The organism is Massilia sp. CT11-108 (assembly GCF_047302915.1).
Lineage (GTDB): Bacteria > Pseudomonadota > Gammaproteobacteria > Burkholderiales > Burkholderiaceae_D > Telluria > Telluria orientalis.
This window is the reverse complement of the sequence record NZ_JBKYMO010000009.1, coordinates 1-14,498: the sequence shown is the minus strand read 5'-3', so window position 1 is coordinate 14,498 and position 14,498 is coordinate 1. Positions and strand designations below refer to the sequence as shown.

The window sequence follows — 14,498 nt, the reverse complement described above, 5'->3', positions numbered from 1 at the left end:
GATGCGGACACCGCTGTCTTTCGTGCTGCATGCCGGCCTCAGGCGGCGTTACACTGATAACGTCCAGCGCCAAGGTAGACGATCATGCAGAATTGTTCTCCTGAAGAAGTCCGCTCCCTCCTCGACAAGATCGAACAGTTGCCGGTGCCGTTCTTCAAGCGACTGATCGAGGCGAGCAACACGGGCATCATCATTTCCGACGCCAGCCTGCCGGACAATCCCATCGCGTACGTCAACCCCGCGTTCGAACGGATGACGGGTTACGCGCTGTACGAAGTCGTCGGCCGCAACTGCCGCTTCCTGCAGCGCGACGACCGCGACCAGCCCGAGATCGCGCTGATCCGCCACTGCGTCGAGCGCGCCGAGATCTGCACGGCGCTGCTGCGCAACTACCGCAAGGACAGCACCCCGTTCTGGTGCCGCATGCACCTGTTTCCCGTGCGCGAGAACGGGAACACGCCCACCCACTTCGTCGCCTTCCTGCAGGATGTGACGGAAGTCGTCGAAGCCCAGCAGGCCGCCGTGCAGGCGCGCGAACGCCTGAGCACCGTCCTGGAGAGCATCTCCGACGGCTGCGTATCGCTCGACCGCGAATGGCGCTTCACGTACATCAACGCGCGCGGCGCGGCCTGGATCGACCGTAGCCAGGACGACCTCATCGGCAAGAACATGTGGGACGAGTTCCCGGAATCCGTCGGCGGCCCGTTCTACGACGCCTACCAGCACGCGATGCACGACCGCGAAGTCGCCCGTTGCGAGAACTTCTACGCGCCGCTGGGCATCTGGCTCGAATTGCGCGTGTACCCGTCGCGCGAAGGCGTCACCGCATTCTTCGCCGACGTCACCGAGCGCAAGGAAGCGGAGACGCGGCTGCTGCACCTGGCCACGCACGACAGCCTGACGGGCCTGCACAACCGCCTCAGTTGCCTGCGCGCGCTCGACGAGGCCCTGGCACGTTCGGTCGAGGACGAGCGCCCGGTCGGCGTCCTGTTCGTCGACCTCGACCACTTCAAGGAAGTCAACGACGCCCACGGCCACAGCGCGGGCGACATGGCCTTGCAGGAAATCGGACGGCGCCTGGGCAGCCTCGCCGGCGCCGGCATCACGGTCGCGCGCATCAGCGGCGACGAGTTCGTGGTCGTCCTCGAAGGCATGAACGCCGACGGCGCGAAGGGTGTGGCCGCGGCCGTCCTGCGGCACCTCGCGACCCCCATCGCCGTCGACGGCCATTACGTGACGGTGGGCGGCAGCATCGGCATCGCGATCGGCAACGGCCGCGAGTATTCGGCCGACGAGCTGCTCAACAACGCGGACGCCGCGATGTACGAGGCCAAGGACAATGGCCGCCACACGTACGCCATCTTCTCGACGGCCGCGCGCCACCTGCTCAAGCAGCGCCTGGAACTGCGCCAGGACGTGTTCTCCGCCCTCGAACGCCGCCAGTTCGTGCTGTTCTACCAGCCGCAGGTGAGCGCCGTGAACGGCGCCGTCGTCGGTGCGGAGGCGCTGCTGCGCTGGGAACATCCGCGCCTCGGGCTGCTCGCCCCCGACCTGTTCCTGCCGATGCTGGAAGGCTCGCCCGCCATCACGTCCGTCGGCGCCTGGGTGTGCGAAGAAGCGTGCCGCCAGGCGCGCGAATGGGAATTGCTGGGCTACCGGCTGCGCATGGCGGTGAACGTCTCGCCGCGCCAGCTGACGGACGAAAACCTGCCGCCGCTGCTGAAGAACCTCGTCAACCGCTACGACCTGGACCCCGAGTGCATCAAGCTCGAAGTCACCGAGAGCATGCTGATGCAGGACATCGACAAGGCGGCGTCGGTGCTGCGCTCACTGCAGCGCGACGGTTTCCGCATCGCCCTCGACGACTTCGGCACCGGCTATTCGAACCTGTCTTACTTGCGCACCTTGCCGATCACCGCGATCAAGATCGACCGCTCGTTCGTGCGCGAGATCGAACAGGACCGGCGCTGCCTGGACATCGTCAACGGCGTCATCGCCTTTGCCAAGTCGCTCAAGCTGGACGTGATCTGCGAGGGAATCGAGACGGAGCTGCAGAAGGAAGCGATCCGCTCGACCGGATGCGACGTGCTGCAGGGCTATTTGATCGGCAAGCCGATGCGGTCGGACGATTTCCGGGCGCTGCTGCTGGCGCAGACCGCGGCGCCAGACCAGGCCGATCCAGGATGCAAGCCGTAGGACCATGGAAAAGGGCGTTGCTGGTGTGAACCAAGCAACGCCCTGTCTGGCTGGCGGGGTCGTTCGACCCCAGGGCCTTACAGCTTCCAGCGCAGGCCGACCGCGACCGAACGTCCGATCTGGAGCGTACCGAAATTGGTCAGCTGCGCGTTACCCGCGGTGCCGAAGTGGTAGTACGCCTGCTGCACTTCGTTGGTCAGGTTGACACCACTGATATCGAGCGTCGTGTTGTCGTTGATCTTGTAGGAGATCTGCATGTCGACGCTCTTCTCCGGATGACGCCAGATACCGATCGGATTGGCAAACAACGCGGCTTCGTTGGAGGCCAGGAAGCCCGAGCGCCAGACCTGGGACAAGCGCGCGCTGACCGGGCCCTTTTCGTACGCCAGCGTGGCGTTGTAGGACTTGTTGGAGACGCCGAAGAACGGTGTCTCGAGCTGCGAGACGATTTCGCCGGCATCATTAACCTCGGGCACGTTCTGCGACGAGGTGAGTCGCGTATAGCTGGCCTGGATGCCGAAGCCGTCCAGCGCGCTCGGCAGCCACTTCGGGAAGTAGATCAGGCCGAGCTCGGCGCCCTTCATGGTGCCGTTGGATGCATTCGCCGGCGAGCTGATGACGTAGTCATAGCCGTTCGTATGGTCGCCGCCTCCGGTCGAGTTGCGGAACGGGTCGTCCGCCGGATCGACGTGGACCTTGCGACGCGTATTCACGATCAGGCCGTCGATCTTGCGCTTGAACAGCGTGCCGTAGATTGCACTGTCCTTCTGGAAATACCACTCAGCCGTCAGATCGAGGTTCTTGGAGTGTGTCGGTTTCAGGTCGGGATTGCCGCCGCTGCCCGAGCCATAACCGACCCTCGAGACGTCATCACCGAGTTGATAGACGGGATTCAGATCACCGAAGCTCGGGCGGCGCAGGGTTTCACCATAGTTGAAGCGCAGCACGACGTCCTTGGATGGGTCGTAAATCAGGGTCATGCTCGGCAGGAACTTGCTGGTCGACTTGCTGGCGCTGGACGCCGTGACCGCCTTGGTGGTGGCATCGACCTTGTAGAAGTTCATGTCGGTCTTGACCTTGACGTAGCGCACGCCGAAATTGCCGCGCAGGCTATGGCCGAACAGGTCGTTCTGGGTATTCCCCATCAGGAACAGGTTGGTCGTCTTTTCATCGACGTCGAACGTCTTCTGCAGGCTCAGTTTATCCGTCGTCTGGAAGTTCGCATCGACCGAGTTATAAAGCTTGCGCCAGTCATCGATATGGTCACGGATGTAGTAGGCATTGGCCTCCACCCATGAGCGCGGAACGTCCGAGATGCCCGTGCCGAAGCCCGAATTGACGGAGGAATACTCCGGCCCCAGGGAGGCGAGGCTGCGGCCCAGGAAGGCCGATTGCGCCCGGTTGGCCTCCGACGCCTTGCGGTCGTCGAAGCGCGCGCCGAACTGGAGCGTCTGCAGCGCACCCCAGTCGGCATCGAAGACGCCCGCCAGGCTGGCCGTCGCGGCGCTCCCCTTGTTGCGGTTGGCGTTATCGTAGAACTGCGCGACATTCCACTTGCTCGGGTCGGTCAGGTCGGCATCGTTGTTGAAATGGAACGCCGTGTTGTTGTTGCCGTCATTGAACTTGACGTTGATGGACGGCGCAACGCGATCGATGCGGGTGGCGGTGAATTCCGAGTGGAAGGTACTCGTCTGGTACGACACGTCACCTTCCAGCTTCAGGCGGTCGCCAATATCCCATTTGCCGTTCAGGGCATACACGTACGAGTCGGTTGCCGAGGTGGTGTAATCGCCGCTGTTGAAGCCATAGACGTTATTGACCGTACGGCTCTGGATGATATTCGTTCCCGGGAACGTCGTGATCGACCCCGCGGGGTTGGCGCCGAGATCGCCCCACCAGTCGACGAAGCTGAACAACAACTTGTTGAAGGTCTTGTTACGATAGCCGTTGTACATCGATTCGAAGGTGTAGATCGAATCGCTGTTCGGTTTCCACTGCAAGGCGATGTTGGCGGAAGGACGCTCCCGCTCGCCCTGGAGGTCGTTCTGGAAAATAGCGTCACGCGACAGGTAGTACGGATACGCCTTGCCGTTGAAATTCAGCGTCGAACCCGCAGCCGTCGGCAAGCCGGTACGCGTACCGGGCGTCCAGACACTGTTGTCGAAGATGCGCTGCAAGGGCGTATAACCTGCGGGGTCTTCCGCGGCATTGGGGCTGACGAACGGCACCATCGCACCCGGCGCCACGCTTTCGTTGCGGTATTTCGTCTTGGTATCCGACAGATTGACCAGGGCGCCGAATTCGCCGAAGCCGGTTTGCCAGCGGTTGCTCAACATGCCGCTGAGCTGCGGGTTCCCCTTCTTCGCGGGATCGAGATAGGTTTCACGCGCCGACAGCGAGATTTTCGAACCCTTGAAATCGAACGGCCGCAGCGACTTGACGTCAATCTGGCCTGCGATCCCGGTTTCCAGCTGGCTGGCGTCGCGTGTCTTGTAGACGTCGATCTGGCGCACCAGGGTCGACGGAATGTCCTGCAGCGCGACCTGCGTGCCGGAGGCGGTAAAAATGGTGCGGCCGTTCCAGGTGGTCTGCACGTCGGGCATGCCACGGATGGACAGCGTGCCGACTTCGCCGCCGGCGCGGTCGGTGACCTGGATGCCCGTCACGCGCTGCAGCGCTTCGACGACATTGTTATCTGGCAGCTTGCCGATGTCGTCGGCGACGACCGATTCCACGACCTGGTCGTTGGTGCGCTTGATGGCCAGGCTCTTGATCAGCGATGCCTTGACGCCCGTGACGACCACGGTCTCGACCGGCTCGGTCTTTTCGGGGGCCGCTTGCGCCCATACGGAGGCGCTGGTGAGCAGTCCGGCGCCCATCAACGCGGTAACCGACATCTTCAGGGCCAAAGGACGTGCAGATAATTGCGATTTCATACGTCTCCTGTGTTTCTAGTTATAGAAATATTGACTTCTCGACTGGCATGTTTTGAATGTTAGAGACGCGGCAATGATCGATCCAATGATTTTTTCTGGGTTTCCCATATCGGTTTTGATATCGAACCAAACTTTTTGACAACAAATCAGGAGCCGACTTTGCGCGCCATTAAATGGCGCAAAGCCGGTTCCGTAGAGGGAAAACGTAGTGAAATGGGCGGGGAAAACGGGGACGATCAGCCGCACATGGGGCAGCGATCAGGAGGCGGCGCGAGGGAGTCCGCCAGCAGGGTCATGCATGTGGGAACGTAGCGGATCAGCAACAAACATGTCCTTGCGGATCCGTCACGCGGGTCAAATCAACTCGTGCGGCCGGGCCGTCCACGCGGCGCCGGCGGTTTTTTCCACCTGCCGCTTGAACGCGTACAGGCTTACCACCATCAACACGATCGGCACGAGCGTCAGGTAGAACGCGAAGTGCCCGTTCACGTGGCCGAACACATACCCCGTGATCAATGACCCCGTGGTGCCGCCGAGCGCCGAGAAGATCACGAGCAGGCCCGTCATCGGTGCGTGCTGGTGCCGCGGCAGGGAACTCAGCATCACGGAATTGATGCCCGGGTAGATCGGCGCCATGAACAGGCCGATGAGCGGGAACAGGAACGCGGCGACAGGCGCCGTCGACCACGTCACGTTCGGATCGTGATTGACGCCGTGCGTGAGCGGCAGCGTAAGGAGCACCGTCGCGCCCATCGCCAGCATGCACACGGTCAGCACGGGATACCAGTTCAGGCGGCGCATCACGACGCCGGCCAGCAGGCGTCCCACCGCGAGGCAGCCCGCGAAGATGCTCGTCACCTGCACGCTCATCGTGGCGGGCAGCATCAGGATCTCGTTGTTGAACGTGGGGAGCCACGAACCGATCGCCTGCTCGACGAGGACGGACAGGAACGCCGTCAGCACGAACACGTACACGAGCGGCCGCACGAACAGGCGCAGCATCTGCAGGAAGTCGGCCGCCGGCCCGCGGCTGTCCGGCGGCGCGGCGCCGGCTTCGTCGAACGTCGTCGCCAGCACGAGCACGAACGTGGCCGCGCAAAGCACGGACAACAGCCAGTAGACGTTCAGCCAGCTCGTCGACGCGGGATGATCGGCATCGATGAAGAAGCCGAAGATCCAGTACGCCGACAGCACGCCGACCATGAAGAAGCCTTCCAGCATGTTCGTGATGCCGGCATGGTGCTTGCGGTCGCGCGCGACGAGGCCGATGGTCGAGTACACGGACACCTTCACCAGCGCGAACGCGACGCCCACGCACAGGAACAGCAGTTTCGCCGTCGCGAAGGCCGGGATCAGCGGCATCGCCAGCGTGGCGATGGTGACGATCGCCAGCGCCACCAGCATCGCCTTCGTGTAGCCGAAGCGCGGCAGGGTCGACGCGACGAAGAACGACACGATCGCGATCGGCAGGTCCTTGAACCCTTCCAGCACGCTCGCCGCGCCCTTGTCGACGCCGTAGGTGTGGATGACCTGCAGGATCACCGTCCCCACGCTGTTGAGCAGGATGGCGAACACGAAATAAATCATGAACAGGGCGAGCAGGATGCGTCGTTGGTTCATGTTGTCTCCAATGTGTTTTATGTTTTATGTTTTTTAGTAGTCCTGCAGCCGGAACGCGTCCATCGACGGTATCACACGGTCGGCGCGATGCAGCACCTCGGGACTGCCGACACCGACGGCGAACATGCCCGCATCCTTGATCGACGCGACGCCCGCCGCGGCATCTTCCACGCCCAGGCAATCCTTGGGATCGACGCCCAGGTGCGCGGCCGCCGTCAGGAAAATCTCGGGATCGGGCTTGCCGTTGACGATGGTCGCGGCGTCGACGACGTCGTCGAAGCGGTCGCGGATGCCCAGGCGGTCCAGCACCGTGAACGCGTTGCGGCTGACCGACGCGAGGCCGATCCGGAGTCCCGCCGCGCGCACCTCTTCCAGCGCGCGCAGGGCGCCCGGCAGCAGATCGTCCGGGGTCATGGTCGCGATCAGTTCCTGGTAATGCGTGTTCTTCGCATCGGCCAACGCGCGCTTTTCTTCAAGCGTGTACGTGCGCGGCGCGCGTGCGAGGATCAGGTCCAGGGAACCCATGCGGTCGACGCCCTTCAGTTGTTCGTTGAACGCTGCGTCGAACGGCGCATCGACGCTGTCCGCGAGGCGCTTCCACGCCAGGTAGTGGTAGTGCGCCGTGTCGGTGATGACGCCGTCGAGGTCGAAGATGACGGCTTTGAATCTTGAAGTCATTGTGGGTTCTCCATGCGGATGTGGGCGCGCTGCGCGTCCAGGGCGATCGTGGTTCCAGCGTGCGCGAAGGTGAGGCTGGCGCCGCGCAGCAGGCGGTAGTCGGTGCCGGCGCCGTCGACCGCGACTTCCAGCAGCGCGCCGCGCACCTGCGCCTTGAAGCGGTAGCCCGTCCACCGGTCGGGAAGCGTCGGCGCGAAGCGCAGGCCCGCGTCGTCGAGGCGCATGCCGGCGAAGCCGTAGGCGACACCGAGCCACGTGCCGGCCATCGCGGCCGTGTGTACGCCGTATTGCGTGTTCGCGTGCGTGTTGTCGAGATCCAGGCGCGCCGTCTCCATGAAGTAGCCGTACGCCTTGTCGCGGTAGCCGATCTCGCTCGCGACGATGCTGAAGATGCACGAGGACAGCGAGGAATCGTGCGTCGTCACACGCTCATAGAAATCGAAGTCGCGGCGCTTGTCGTCGAGCGAGAACTGGTTCGACAGCAGCAGCAGCGCCAGCACGACGTCCGCCTGCTTGCACACCTGGTGGCGATAGATCACGAGCGGGTGGTAGTGCAGCAGCAGCGGGTAATTCTCCTTCGGCGTGTTCGCGAAGTCCCACGGTTTCTTGGACAGGAAGCTGTCGTCCTGCTCGTGGATGCCGAGCGCGTCGTCGTACGGCAGGCGCATCGCGGCGCTGGCGGCGCGCCACGCCCGGATCTCGGCGTCCTCGAGGCCGATGGCTTGCGCCACGCGCGCGTAGTCCGCCGGGCGTTCGGCACGCAGGCGCTCCGCGACGTCCGCCGCGAACGTCATGTGCATGCGCGCCATCGCGTTCGTGTAGTAGTTGTTGTTGACGATGGCCGTGTATTCGTCCGGTCCCGTCACCGCGTTGATGCAGAAGCGCTGCGCGCGGTCGTAGCTGCCGATGCCCGTCCAGATGCGCGCCGTTTCCAGCACGATCTCGGCGCCCTGCTCCGCCATGAAGTCGAAGTCGCCGGTCGCCAGCAGGTATAAACGGATCGAGTACGCGACGTCCGCGTTGATGTGGTATTGCGCCGTCCCGGCCGGGAAGTAGGCCGAGCATTCCTCGCCGGCGATCGTGCGCCACGGGTACAGCGCGCCTTTCGCATGGGCCATCTGGCGGGCGCGCTCGCGTGCCTTCGGCAGGCCGTTGTAGCGGTACTGCAGCAGCGCGCGCGCAATCTCGGGACGGGAATACAGGAAGAACGGGAACACGTAGATTTCCGTGTCCCAGAAATAGTGGCCTTCGTAGCCTTCGCCCGTCACGCCCTTGGCCGCGATATTCGTCTTGCCGTCGCGGCCGACCGATTGCAGCAGGTGGAACTGGTTGAAGTGCACGCCCTGCTGCAGGGCGTCGTCGCCGGAGATCGCCACGTCGGCGTCTTCCCAGAAGCGGGACAGATAGTCGGCCTGCTCGGCGGCCAGGGCATCGAAGCCGGCCGCGCGGGCCTGCGCCAGCTCGGCGCGCGCGTGCGGGCCGACGGCGTCCTGCGCCATGTCGCGCGAGCTCGCGTAGGCGACGTACTTGTGCACGGTGAACGTGGCGCCCTGCGCGACGTCGGCATCGAACGCGTGGCCCAGTCCGACCTGCCCGACGCGGGCGGCGCTGGACGGCACGGTATCCGTCGCCGTGGCCAGCGTAAAACCGCTGTGGCGCGTGCGCTGCAGCAGCAGCACGTCGTGTGCGCCGGGCTCGCCGCCCACCTCGCGCTGCGTCTCGATCAGCGACGCCCCAGTCAGCGCGGAACCGACGCGCGGGTCGTCGCCGGCCTGCAGATTCGTCACGTCCGCATCGATGTCCGCGACGATGCGCACGCCCCCCGAAAAATTCAGCGGCGTGACGGCGTATTCGATCGCGGCGACGTGCTTGCGTGCGAGGGACACGAGGCGGCGGCTGGCGATGCGCACGCGCTTGCCCGTGGCGGTCTCCCACTCGACCGTGCGCTCGAGCAGGCCGGTGCGGAAGTCCAGCGTGCGGTCCCACGCGAGCACGTTGCCGGCGTCCAGCGCAAAGCGTTCGCCATCGATGACGGCCGCGATGCGCTTCGCGTTCGGCACGTTCAGCATGAATTCGTTGATGCGGGCGAGACCGTACGCGTTTTCCGGGTAGCGGATCGCTTCGGTGTCGTGGAAGCCGTTCAGGTACGTGCCTTCCAGCGTCTGGCCGGCAGCGCCGACGGTGCCTTCGTCCGGCGTGCCGCGCATGCCGATCCAGCCATTCCCCAGGGTGAACAGGGTCTCGTGCAGGAACGCACGCGCCGGGTCCAGCGCGTCTTCGCGGATGCGCCACGACTCGGCCGCGATGGCGCTATTGTTATCGATGTCATTGGTGTTATCGATGTCATCTTTCACTTCAGTTTCCTCGTCTCGTGCGCGGGGCGCGTTCTTCAAGCTTATGGGTGATGTAGCGTGATCAGGTGTGGCGTACGATCAGCGTGGTGGGCAGCATTTCCGAATGCGCCGGCTGGCCTTCGATCATGGCCAGCATTTTTTTCGCGAGCAGCACACCGCCGTCGCGCAGGTATTGGTGGACGCTCGTGAGCGGCGGCACGAAGCTGGCGGCGCCCGGCGTGTCGTCGTAGCCGATCACGGAAATATCGTCGGGCACGCGCAGGCCCGCTTCCGTCAGCGCGCGGATGGCGCCCATCGCCAGCAGGTCGCTGGCGGCGAACAGGCCGTCGATGCTGTGGCCGTTCTTCTTTTTCAGGATCGACGTGACGCAATCGAAGCCCGCTTCGAACGTGAACGCCTTCGGGCGCAGGATGTGCACGGTGGCGCGGCCGGACAGCGCGTCGATGAAGCCGGCACAGCGTTCCTGCACCTCGGCGTGGTCGACGTCGCCGACGAAGATCAGCTTGCGCCGGCCCTGCTCCAGGAAGCGCTCGGCGACGCTGGCGCCGCCCTTGCGGTTGTCGGAACCGACGACCGTGTACGTGGCGCCCTCTTCCGGCGCGCCCCACACGACGAGCGGCAACGTGGTCTGCTGCAAGGCTTTCACGGCCTCGCCGTGCGAGCCCTGGCCCAGCAGGATCAGGCCGTCGGCGCCCTGCACCGGGGCCGTGTCGAGCAGCTGCTTGGACGTGAGCACGACGCTGTAGCCGGCGGTGGTGAGTTCCTGCGTGATGCCGCCCAACAGTTCGAGCGGATACGGGTCGGACATCGGCCGGCCCTTCACGGGCGTCATCTCGACGACGACGGCGACGGAATACGACCGGCGCATGCGCAGGTTGCGCGCGCTGATGTTGAAGCGATAGCCCTGCTCCTGCGCGATCTTGCGAATCTTTTCCCGCGTGTTTTCCGTCACGAGCGGACTGTCGCGCAATGCCCGCGACACCGTGATCGTGGAGACCCCGGCGATCTTCGCCAGGTCTTCCATCGTCACGGCGGTATCGCCGGCCAGGGGTTTCTTCGCTTGCGCCATAGTCTTGTAAGCAATAGGTCGTGAGAAATAAGCTTGGGGTAGCGGTAACAGATTACTTGAGCGGGATGGATTATGACAGATTTTTTTGTCGTGTCGACAAAAAATGACATCGATAGCATTTTGATTGACATCGATGTCAATCCGATGTTTCAATGGCCAGACTTTCCTTGTCGAACCATCAATCGACAAGTAAATCGGGGAGGAGACGCCCCGCAGCCGGTTCCCAATCACTGAGAGCGTAAGATGAATAAAACAATGCTGAAAACCACCATGCAGTTCCCGCAACTGTCGGCAGTTGCCCTCGCTGTCCTCGCCCTCGTTGCCCAGTCCCATGCGGCCGCTCAGGACAATGTCCAGCAAGAAATCCAGCAAGTCGTCGTGACCGGTACGGCATCGGCCTCCGGCACGCGCAAGATCGACACGAGCTTCTCGATCACGACCGCGACCGAAGAGCAACTGAAGCAGGCCGCACCGTCGTCGACCGCCGACGTGCTGAAGATCGTCCCGGGCGTGTATGCCGAAGCGACGGGCGGCCAGTCCGGCGCCAACATCGAAGTGCGCGGCTTCCCGTCGGGCAGCGACTCGCCGTTCGTCTCCGTGCAGATGAACGGCAACCCGATCTTCCCCGTGCCCGTGCTGTCGTTCTTCGAAGGCTCGTCCGCGTTCCGCCTCGATGACACGATCGAGCGCGTGGAAGTGCTGCGCGGCGGTCCGAGCACGATCTACTCGAGCGGCCAGCCGGGCGCCACGATGAACTTCATCATGAAGAAAGGCGGCGACGAGCCCGAAGGCAGCCTGCGCTTCACGACCGGTACCGGCAGCCTGCGCCGCTTCGACGGCGTCTACAGCGGCAAGATCGCCGACGGCTGGTACGGCATGATCGGCGGCTTCTACCGCACGACGAACGGCGTGCGCGACGCCGGCTTCCCGGCCGACGACGGCGGCCAGCTGTCCGCCTCGCTGACCCGCAAGCTGGACCAGGGAGAATTGACGGTCTACGCCCGCTCGACGTCGGACAAGAACGCGTTCTACACGGGCGTGCCGCTGATCTCGTCGAACAACGGCCACACGATCTCGTCGTTCCCCGGCTTCGATCCGCTGCGCGGGACGCTGATGAGCAACGAGATGCGCAACTTCACGGTGGAAGCCGGTCCGGGCAAGACCCTGACGTACGACCTGGGCGACGGCCGCGGCCTCTCGTCGAACCTGGTCGGCGCGGACTTCCAGCAAAAGCTGAACGGCTGGGACGTGTCGAACAAGTTCAACTACTTCAAGGGCGACCTGAACACCATCGCCATGTTCACGGGTAACAACCCGCTGAGCGCGGCCGACTACGTGAGCCAGGCCGTCTCCTCCGCCAACGGCAATTCAGCAGTGCTGGCCGCGGCGGGCGGCGTCGCTGCCACCGGCGGCGCAATTACGTACACGAACGGCGGCGGCACGGTCGCACCGAACCAGCAGGTGGTGCAGGCGGGCCTGTGGGCCGTCGAGAAGAAGCTGCGCTCGTTCACGGACGAGTTCCGCGTCTCGAAAGACATCGGCAATGACAACACGATCACGGCGGGCGCCTACATCGCGAACTATTCGTCGCACGACGTCTGGTACCTGGGCAACAGCCACCTGATGACCGCGACGCCGAACGCGCGCCTCATCGACGTCAAGCTGAACAACGGTGCCGTCGTCTCCAGGAACGGCACGGACGGCAACGTGTTCTACGCCCCGATCGCCTCGTACGACGGCCGCAACACGGCGGTGTTCATCGCCGACGAATGGCGCATCAACGACCGCATCAAGGTCGACGCCGGCATGCGCCACGAGAAGCAGCACATCTCGGGCTCGATCTCGAACCTGACCTCGGTCGATCCGGACAACAATCCGCTGACGGTCTACAACAACGGCACGTCGACGCCGAGCGGCAGCTTCACGGGCCTGTCGCGCGACGACACCGCGAACTCGTTCACCGCGGGCGGCCTGTACAAGCTGACCAAGGATTCCAGCGTGTTCGTGCGCGCCAACCAGGGCCACACGTTCATCTACTTCGACGACCTGCGCAACGCCGGCACGCAGGATGTCGTGAACGACCGCAATCGCGTCCCGACGCCGAAAGTCACGCAGTACGAGATCGGCTACAAGACGGCGACGCCGCTGTACAGCGCCTACGTGAACGCGTTCTTCACGGACTTCACGGGCATCTCGTTCCAGCAGATCACGACGTCGGGCGTGCTGTATTCGGTGAGCGGCTCGCACGGCAAGGGCGTGGAATTCGAACTGGCGGTGCGTCCGATCGCGGGCCTGCAACTGCAGCTGACGGGCGACTGGCAGGATTCGACGTACAAGGACAATCCGACCATCGCCGGCAACCAGGTGCAGCGCCAGCCGAAGTTCCAGTACCGCTTCTCGCCGAGCTACCGCCTGCCGATCGGCGACTATGCCCTGCGCTTCTACGGCACCTACTCGCACATCGGCGCGCGCTGGGCGGACCAGCAGAACACCCAGTACCTGCCGTCGTATAACACGCTGGACCTGGGCATCCTGGCCGAGCTGTCCGACAAGCTGGAATTCCGCGTCACGGGCACCAACGTCAACAATTCGCTCGGCCTGACCGAGGGTAACTCGCGCCTCGTGGGCGCCAGCACCGGCCCGATCAACGCGCGTCCAATCTTCGGCCGCGCGTGGGAGGCGTCGCTGACCTACCGCTTTTAAATCGACGTAAAGCTTTACCCTCCTCTTCTGCTGTACCCTCTTGGCGGGACTTCGGTCCCGCTTTTTTTTTCAGGATTCGCGCGACAGCGCCACAGCCGCCGCCAGCACGACGATCGCGGCCACCGCATACGGCGCACTCGCCGCGATGCCGTACAGCCAGGCCGACGCCAGCGGTCCCACCGTCCGGGCGATGGCCTGCTGCGCCTGGTTTGCGCCCTGCACTTCGCCCTGCCGTTCCGGCGGCGCGGCATTGGCGATCAACGCGCTCGCGGATGGCTGGAACAGGCCGTCGCCGAATGTAAAGACCGCGATCCCGGCCACGAGCAGCGGCACGATGGCGTGCAGCGGCAGCAGCGCGACGATGGCAAGGCCGAGTCCATTGATCGCGAGGCCGGCAGCGGCGACGCGGCGCTCGCCGAAACGGGTTTGCAGCCGCGGCGCGGCGAAGCCCTGGCTGACGATGTCCATCACGCCTACGCCTGCCAGCACCAGCCCGATGCTGCCCGGCTGGAAGGCCAGCAAGTCCTTCAGCAGCACCGTCAGGTTCGCCTGCAGCACGGTGCCGCCCAGGGCGAAGCAGAACACGACCGCGAACAGCAGTCGCAGGCGCGGTTCGCGCAGCGCGCGCAGCAGCTGGCCCACGGCGTTGAACTGGCCCCAATGCAGGCGTACGCTGCGGCGCGCGTGCGGATGGCTTTCCGGCATGCAGAACCAGACCAGCACGCAATTCAGCAGCGCCACGGCGGCCGCGCCATACAGCGGCGCCGACAGCGACACCTGGCCGAGGGCACCGCCCAGGACGGGCCCCACCATGAAGCCAAGGCCGCCCGCGGCGCCGAGCGTGGCGCACCCCCGCCCCCCGTAGGCGGGGCCCGGGGTGTGTGGGCCAAAAACCAAAAAGGGCCCGAATCTTCCCCCCGGAACGCCGAGGCTAAACCCGGC

General features: G+C 64.4%; 8 protein-coding genes. 2 read left to right on the top strand and 6 right to left on the bottom strand.

Features of this window, described 5'->3' with window-relative positions:
* The first annotated feature begins 84 nt into the window (after positions 1–84).
* Positions 85–2,196 (top strand): EAL domain-containing protein, encoded by a 2,112-nt coding sequence (locus ACEN88_RS02235; protein WP_413337191.1) that lies wholly within the window; start codon positions 85–87, stop codon positions 2,194–2,196.
* A 77-nt stretch (positions 2,197–2,273) separates the two neighbouring features.
* Here the strand turns inward: ACEN88_RS02235 and ACEN88_RS02230 are convergent, their stop codons facing one another.
* From ACEN88_RS02230 to ACEN88_RS02210, 5 genes are all read right to left on the bottom strand, one after another.
* Positions 2,274–5,132 carry a TonB-dependent receptor gene (locus tag ACEN88_RS02230; RefSeq protein WP_413337190.1) on the bottom strand — a complete coding sequence of 953 codons (2,859 nt, stop codon included), beginning with the start codon at positions 5,130–5,132 and terminating at the stop codon, positions 2,274–2,276.
* A gap of 354 nt (positions 5,133–5,486) precedes the next feature.
* Positions 5,487–6,752: an MFS transporter gene (locus tag ACEN88_RS02225; protein ID WP_413337189.1), complete on the bottom strand. Its 1,266-nt coding sequence runs from the start codon at positions 6,750–6,752 to the stop codon at positions 5,487–5,489.
* 33 nt (positions 6,753–6,785) lie between these two features.
* Positions 6,786–7,430: a beta-phosphoglucomutase gene (pgmB, locus tag ACEN88_RS02220; RefSeq protein WP_413337188.1), complete on the bottom strand. Its 645-nt coding sequence runs from the start codon at positions 7,428–7,430 to the stop codon at positions 6,786–6,788.
* Complete coding sequence (locus tag ACEN88_RS02215; RefSeq protein ID WP_413337187.1) at positions 7,427–9,784, bottom strand: glycoside hydrolase family 65 protein; 2,358 nt, start codon at positions 9,782–9,784, stop codon at positions 7,427–7,429. Before ACEN88_RS02215 ends, pgmB begins: the two co-directional genes overlap by 4 nt.
* 61 nt (positions 9,785–9,845) lie before the next feature.
* Positions 9,846–10,853 (bottom strand): LacI family DNA-binding transcriptional regulator, encoded by a 1,008-nt coding sequence (locus tag ACEN88_RS02210; RefSeq protein WP_413337186.1) that lies wholly within the window; start codon positions 10,851–10,853, stop codon positions 9,846–9,848.
* 255 nt (positions 10,854–11,108) lie between these two features.
* Here ACEN88_RS02210 and ACEN88_RS02205 point away from each other — a divergent pair, with 255 nt between their 5' ends.
* Positions 11,109–13,556, top strand: a complete 2,448-nt coding sequence (locus ACEN88_RS02205) for a TonB-dependent receptor (RefSeq protein ID WP_413337185.1) — start codon at positions 11,109–11,111, stop codon at positions 13,554–13,556.
* Positions 13,557–13,625: 69 nt separating this feature from the next.
* Here ACEN88_RS02205 and ACEN88_RS02200 read toward each other — a convergent pair whose 3' ends face one another.
* Entirely contained in the window at positions 13,626–14,453 is an 828-nt protein-coding gene (locus ACEN88_RS02200) for an MFS transporter (RefSeq protein WP_413337184.1), read from the bottom strand.
* Positions 14,454–14,498 lie beyond the last annotated feature (45 nt).

Excerpts from the sequence above, each read along its gene's own strand:
- ACEN88_RS02235 (WP_413337191.1), top strand. The coding sequence starts at position 85 with ATGCAGAATTGTTCTCCTGAAGAAGTCCGCTCCCTCCTCGACAAGATC.
- ACEN88_RS02230 (WP_413337190.1), bottom strand. The coding sequence starts at position 5,132 with ATGAAATCGCAATTATCTGCACGTCCTTTGGCCCTGAAGATGTCGGTT.
- ACEN88_RS02225 (WP_413337189.1), bottom strand. The coding sequence starts at position 6,752 with ATGAACCAACGACGCATCCTGCTCGCCCTGTTCATGATTTATTTCGTG.
- pgmB (WP_413337188.1), bottom strand. The coding sequence starts at position 7,430 with ATGACTTCAAGATTCAAAGCCGTCATCTTCGACCTCGACGGCGTCATC.
- ACEN88_RS02210 (WP_413337186.1), bottom strand. The coding sequence starts at position 10,853 with ATGGCGCAAGCGAAGAAACCCCTGGCCGGCGATACCGCCGTGACGATG.
- ACEN88_RS02205 (WP_413337185.1), top strand. The coding sequence starts at position 11,109 with ATGCTGAAAACCACCATGCAGTTCCCGCAACTGTCGGCAGTTGCCCTC.